The sequence below is a fragment of the Aeromicrobium sp. REDSEA-S32_B7 genome (assembly GCF_001626145.1).
GTDB classification, from domain to species: Bacteria; Actinomycetota; Actinomycetes; order Propionibacteriales; family Nocardioidaceae; genus Aeromicrobium; species Aeromicrobium erythreum.
The window spans coordinates 1-5,778 of sequence record NZ_LUNF01000227.1 but is presented as its reverse complement, the minus strand read 5'-3'; the positions used below and the strand labels follow the sequence as shown (position 1 = coordinate 5,778).

The 5,778-nt window shown below is 72.1% G+C and carries 4 protein-coding genes and 1 pseudogene; all 5 read left to right on the top strand.

The genetic code is table 11. The features are described from left to right. Positions 1-303: pseudogene (locus tag A6Q79_RS14805) on the top strand (sugar ABC transporter permease YjfF); the annotation flags it as partial. Continuing rightward, the gene (locus A6Q79_RS14800) at positions 300-1,346 is read left to right on the top strand and encodes a LacI family DNA-binding transcriptional regulator (protein ID WP_067860452.1); all 1,047 of its coding nucleotides are present in this window, start codon (positions 300-302) and stop codon (positions 1,344-1,346) included. The pseudogene A6Q79_RS14805 and the gene A6Q79_RS14800, both read left to right, overlap by 4 nt. After that, complete coding sequence (gene araB, locus A6Q79_RS14795; RefSeq protein ID WP_286690205.1) at positions 1,343-3,061, top strand: ribulokinase; 1,719 nt, start codon at positions 1,343-1,345, stop codon at positions 3,059-3,061. The genes A6Q79_RS14800 and araB overlap by 4 nt, the downstream gene beginning before the upstream one ends. Beyond that, on the top strand, positions 3,058-3,732 hold the full coding sequence (locus tag A6Q79_RS14790) for an L-ribulose-5-phosphate 4-epimerase (protein WP_067860448.1): 675 nt from the start codon (positions 3,058-3,060) through the stop codon (positions 3,730-3,732). Before araB ends, A6Q79_RS14790 begins: the two co-directional genes overlap by 4 nt. A 20-nt stretch (positions 3,733-3,752) precedes the next feature. Next, the gene (gene araA, locus A6Q79_RS14785) at positions 3,753-5,261 is read left to right on the top strand and encodes an L-arabinose isomerase (RefSeq protein ID WP_289016669.1); all 1,509 of its coding nucleotides are present in this window, start codon (positions 3,753-3,755) and stop codon (positions 5,259-5,261) included. Positions 5,262-5,778 lie beyond the last annotated feature (517 nt).

The window sequence follows — 5,778 nt, the reverse complement described above, 5'->3', positions numbered from 1 at the left end:
AGCGGCTTCTGCTCGGCGCTGGCCGGGCTGCTGTTCTCGCTCTACATGCTCTCGGGGTACAGCCTGCACGCGGTCGGCATGGAGCTCGACGCCATCGCCGCGGTGGTCATCGGCGGGACGCTGCTCGTCGGCGGACGCGGGATGGTGCTGGGGTCGCTGCTCGGGGTGCTCGTGCTGGGGACCATCCAGACGTTCATCTCCTTCGACGGCACGCTGAGCTCGTGGTGGACCAAGATCTCGATCGGGGTCCTCCTGCTGGTGTTCGTCGTCATGCAGCGCTTCTTCACCAGGAGGCAGGCATGACCGTCAGGCCCGACCAGTCCCGCACCCCCGTGATGGCCGACGTGGCCGCGCTCGCCGGGGTCTCGCACCAGACCGTCTCGCGCGTGGTGAACGGGCTCCCGCACGTCGGCGAGGCCACCCGGCAGCGGGTGCTCGCCGCGATCGAGGAGCTCGACTACCGGCCCAACACGGCCGCCCGCACGCTCGTCACCCGCCGCTCGTCGATCATCGGCATCATCAGCACCGAGACCGGTCTGTACGGGCCGAACAGCATCCACCGCACGGTCGAGGAGGCAGCCCGCGAGGCCGGCTACTTCGCCGGTTCGGTAGGGCTGAAGACGATCACCGCCGACGGCCTCGCCGCCGCCGTGGACCACCTGCGCCGCCAGTCCGTCGAGGGCATCGTCATGATCGCTGCGCAGCACGAGGCCCTCGACCTCGTGCGACGGTCCGACCCGGGCGTGCCGCTCGTGGTCGTCGAGGGCGACCTGTCGCGCGCGACGTTCGCCGTCGGCGTCGATCAGCACCGGGGCGCCGTCATCGCCACCCAGCACCTCGTCGACCTCGGCCGTCGCCGGATCGCCCACGTGAGCGGACCGCACGGCTGGACCGAGGCCGAGGCGCGCGCCCAGGGCTGGAGCGACACCGTCGCGACGGCGGGGCTGCAGCCCGGGCCGCTGCTCGAGGGCGACTGGACGGCCGAGCGGGGCTACGCGCTCGGTCTCGAGCTCGCCGTGCTGCGCGACGTCGACGCCGTGTTCGTCGCCAACGACCAGATGGCGATCGGGGTGCTCCGCGCGCTCCAGGAGTCGGGTCTGTCGGTGCCGGACGACGTCAGCGTCGTCGGCTTCGACGACTCGCCGGAGGCGGGCTACCTGATCCCGCCGCTCACGACCGTGCACCAGGACTTCCCCGAGGTCGGCCGCCGGGCGATCGCCGTGCTCCACGCGGCCATCGTCGGCGGGACCGAGGACGTCGACCGACTGGTGGAGCCGACCCTCGTGGTCCGCGCCAGCACCACCCCGCGCGCCCCGCGCGACCGGCCCTCCGGAGGAGCGCGATGACCGAGCACGAGCACGACCACGAGGACGCCTACGTCGTCGGCGTCGACTACGGCACCCTGTCCGGTCGCGCCCTCGTGGTGCGCGTGTCCGACGGTGCCGAGCTGGGGTCGGCCGTGCACCCCTACCGGCACGCGGTCCTCGAGCGGTGCCTGCCGTCGGACCTCACCGGCGGTGCGGAGGTGGCGCTCGAGCCCGACTGGGCGCTGCAGGTGCCGCAGGACTACCGCGAGGTGCTCCAGGTCGCCGTCCCTGCCGCCGTCGAGGCCGCCGGGGTCGACCCGAGCCGTGTCATCGGCATCGCCACCGACTTCACCGCCTGCACGATGGTGCCCACGCTCCACGACGGCACGCCGCTGAACGAGGTCGACGGGTACGCCGACCGCCCCCACGCCTACGTCAAGCTCTGGAAGCACCACGCCGCCCAGGCGCAGGCCGACCGCATCAACGCGCTCGCCGCACAGCGGGGGGAGTCGTGGCTCGCCCGCTACGGCGGCCTTCTATCGTCGGAGTGGGAGCTGGCCAAGGGGCTGCAGCTGCTCGAGGAGGACCCCGACGTCTACGCCCGCACCGAGCGGTGGGTCGAGGCGGCCGACTGGATCGTCTGGGAGCTGTGCGGCACGTACGTGCGCAACGCGTGCTCGGCGGGCTACAAGGGCGTCCTGCAGGACGGTGCCTACCCGTCCGCCGACTTCCTCGCAGCGCTCGACCCTGCGTTCGCCGACTACGTCGAGACCAAGGTCGAGCAGCCGATCGGCCAGCTCGGCGACCGCGCGGGCTCGCTGTCCGCACGCGCCGCCGCCTGGACCGGGCTGCCCGAGGGCATCGCGGTGGCCGTCGGCAACGTCGACGCGCACGTGAGCGCACCGGCCGCGCAGGCCGTGGACCACGGCCAGATGGTGGCCATCATGGGCACCTCCACGTGCCACGTGATGAGCGCCGGCGTGCTGCGCGAGGTGCCCGGGATGTGCGGGGTCGTCGACGGCGGCATCGTCGCCGGCAGCTGGGGCTACGAGGCCGGCCAGAGCGGCGTCGGCGACATCTTCGGCTGGTTCGTCGAGCACGGCGTGCCGCCGTACGTCCACGCGGAGGCGGCCGCCGCCGGCCGCAGCGTGCACGAGCACCTCACCGCCCTCGCCGCCGAGCAGGAGGTCGGCGAGCACGGGCTCGTCGCGCTCGACTGGCACAGCGGCAACCGTTCCGTGCTGGTCGACCACGAGCTCTCGGGTCTCGTCGTCGGCCAGACCCTCGCGACCCGGCCGGAGGACGTGTACCGCGCCCTCATCGAGGCGACCGCCTTCGGCACCCGCACCATCATCGAGGCCTTCACCTCCTCCGGCGTCCCCGTCGAGGAGCTCGTGGTGGCCGGCGGGCTGTCGAAGAACCACCTGCTCATGCAGGTCTACGCCGACGTGACGCGCCTGCCGCTGTCCGTCGTCGGGTCCGAGCAGGGCCCAGCCCTGGGCTCTGCTCTCCATGCCGCCGTCGCGGCCGGCGCGTACGCGGACATACGCGCCGCCGCGAAGGCCATGGGGTCCGTGCAGCGCGGTGTGTTCGTCCCGGACGAGGAGTCGGCGCTCGCGTACGACGCCCTGTTCGCCGAGTACACCGCGCTGCACGACCACTTCGGCCGGGGCGGCAACGACGTGATGCACCGCCTGCGTGCGGTGCGGCGCGACGCCGTACGGCGTCGCCGGACCAGGAAGGACGCCTCATGACCGTGACCGCCGACGTCACCGAGACGCTGCGGACGCTGCGCGCCCAGGTGAGCGCGCTGCACGCGGAGCTCACCCGCTACGAGCTCGTCGTCTGGACGGCCGGCAACGTGTCGGCACGGGTGCCCGGGCACGACCTCATGGTGATCAAGCCGAGCGGCGTCTCCTACGACGACCTCACCCCCGAGAACATGGTGCTCTGCGACCTCGACGGCGAGGTCAAGGAGGGCGACCTCGCCCCCAGCTCCGACACGGCCGCGCAGGCGTACGTCTACCGGCACCTGCCGCACGTGGGGGGCGTGGTGCACACCCACTCCACGTACGCGACCGCCTGGGCGTCGCGCGCCGAGCCCATCCCCTGCGTGCTGACGATGATGGCCGACGAGTTCGGGGGCGAGATCCCCGTCGGGCCGTTCGCCCTGATCGGCGACGACTCCATCGGTCGGGGCATCGTCGAGACGCTGCGCGGCAGCCGCTCGCCGGCCGTCCTCATGCAGAACCACGGCGTCTTCACCATCGGCAAGGACGCCCGCGCCGCGGTCAAGGCCGCCGTCATGTGCGAGGACGTCGCCCGCACGGTGCACGTGGCCCGCCAGCTCGGCGAGCCCGTGCCGATCCCCGAGCAGCAGGTGACGAGCCTGTTCGACCGCTACCAGAACGTCTACGGCCAATGAGCCTTGAGGGAGAGCACCGCATGAGCACCCAGCAGCAGACGCGCGAGGTCTGGTTCCTGACCGGCAGCCAGGCCCTCTACGGCGACGAGACGCTCGCGCAGGTCGCGACGCAGTCGCGCGAGGTCGCGGCCATGGTCGACGGCGACGACCGGATCCCCGTGCCCGTCGTCTGGAAGCCGGTGCTCACGACGGCCGACGCGATCCGACGGGTCGTGCTCGAGGCGAACGCCGACGACGCGTGCGTCGGGCTGGTCGGGTGGATGCACACCTTCTCCCCGGCGAAGATGTGGATCCAGGGTCTCGACGCGCTGCAGAAGCCGTTCCTGCACCTGCACACCCAGTGGCACCGCGACATCCCGTGGGAGTCCATCGACATGGACTTCATGAACCTCAACCAGGCGGCGCACGGCGACCGCGAGTTCGGCTTCGTGCAGACCCGTCTGGGCGTGGCGCGCAAGACCGTCGCGGGGCACGTGAGCGACCCGTCCGTCGGCGCCCGGATCGCGACCTGGGTGCGCGCGGCCACGGCAGCGCAGGACGTGCGCACGCTGCGGCTCGCGCGCTTCGGCGACAACATGCGCGACGTCGCCGTCACCGAGGGCGACAAGGTCGAGGCGCAGCGTCGCTTCGGCGTCTCGGTGAACACGTTCGGCGTCAACGACCTCGTCGACGTCGTCGACGCGGTGGAGCCGGGCGCGGTCGACAAGGTGGTCGCCGAGTACGAGGACCTGTACGACGTCGCGCCCGACCTGCACGCCGGCGCCGATCGGCACCACCTGCTGCGCGACGCCGCGCAGATCGAGGTGGGGCTGCGGCGCTTCCTGGAGGAGGGCGGCTACGGCGCCTTCACGACCAGCTTCGAGGACCTCGGCGGGCTCCGCCAGCTGCCGGGGATCGCGGTGCAGCGGCTCATGGCCGACGGCTACGGCTTCGGCGGTGAGGGCGACTGGAAGACGTCGGTGCTCGTGCGGACCACCAAGACGATGACGGCGGGGCTGCCCGGCGGCACGTCGTTCATGGAGGACTACACGTACCACCTCGAGCCGGGCAACCAGAAGTCGCTGGGTGCGCACATGCTCGAGGTGTGCCCGACGATCAGCTCGCAGCGACCGTCGGCCGAGGCGCACTCACTCAGCATGGGCAACCGCGAGGACCCGGTGCGCCTGCGCTTCGTCGCCGACCCCGGCGAGGCGGTCGTGGTCGGCCTGGCCGACCTGGGCGACCGCTTCCGGCTCACCGCGAACGACGTGACGCTGGTCGAGCCCGACGCACCCCTGCCGAACCTCCCCGTCGCGTGCGCGGTGTGGCAGGCCCACCCGTCGCTCCCGACGGCCGCCGAGGCCTGGCTCATGTCGGGCGGACCGCACCACACCGTCCTCACCACCGCCGTCGGCATCGAGGCCTTCCGGGACCTCTCCGAGATCCTGCGCACCGAGCTCGTGCACATCGACGCCGACACCACCCCCCACCGCTTCCTGCAGGAGCTGCGCTGGAACGCGGCGTACTACCGGCTGGCGGACGGGATCTGAGCTGCCCCCGGGGCTGCCTCGTCCGGGGTCGTGACCTTGCTGGTGCGCTGGCTGCGGTCGTCGTGACCTTGGTGGTGCGCTGGCTGCGGTCGTCGTGACCTTGGTGGTGCGCTGCCTGGGGCGGTCGTGACCCTGCTGGTGCGCTGCCTCGGCTCTCGCCGGGGGCAGCCTCCGCAAGGGCCTCGACCGGCAGCGTGCCTGGGGGTAGCTCCGGGTCTCGGGGTCTGGCTGAGGCCGCCCTCGCCGCAAGGTTCTTCGTTTCTGCGTTCTTGATGCACCGTTCTGCGTTGGCGCGTCCTATCGGTGGATCTGCAACCGCAGGAGCCGTTCTGCGGTTGAAGATCCACCGATGGCGGGCTGTGGGCGCAGAGGCTTCTGCGTTCACGACGGGATCCCGTAGCAAACGCAGCATCCTTGGCCCCTCAGTGCACGAACGCAGCATCGTGCGCCCACTCCGTGCCCAAGCCGCAGCCCGAGACCCCAGACCAGCGCCGTCGCCAGCCGCCCGGTCGAGGCC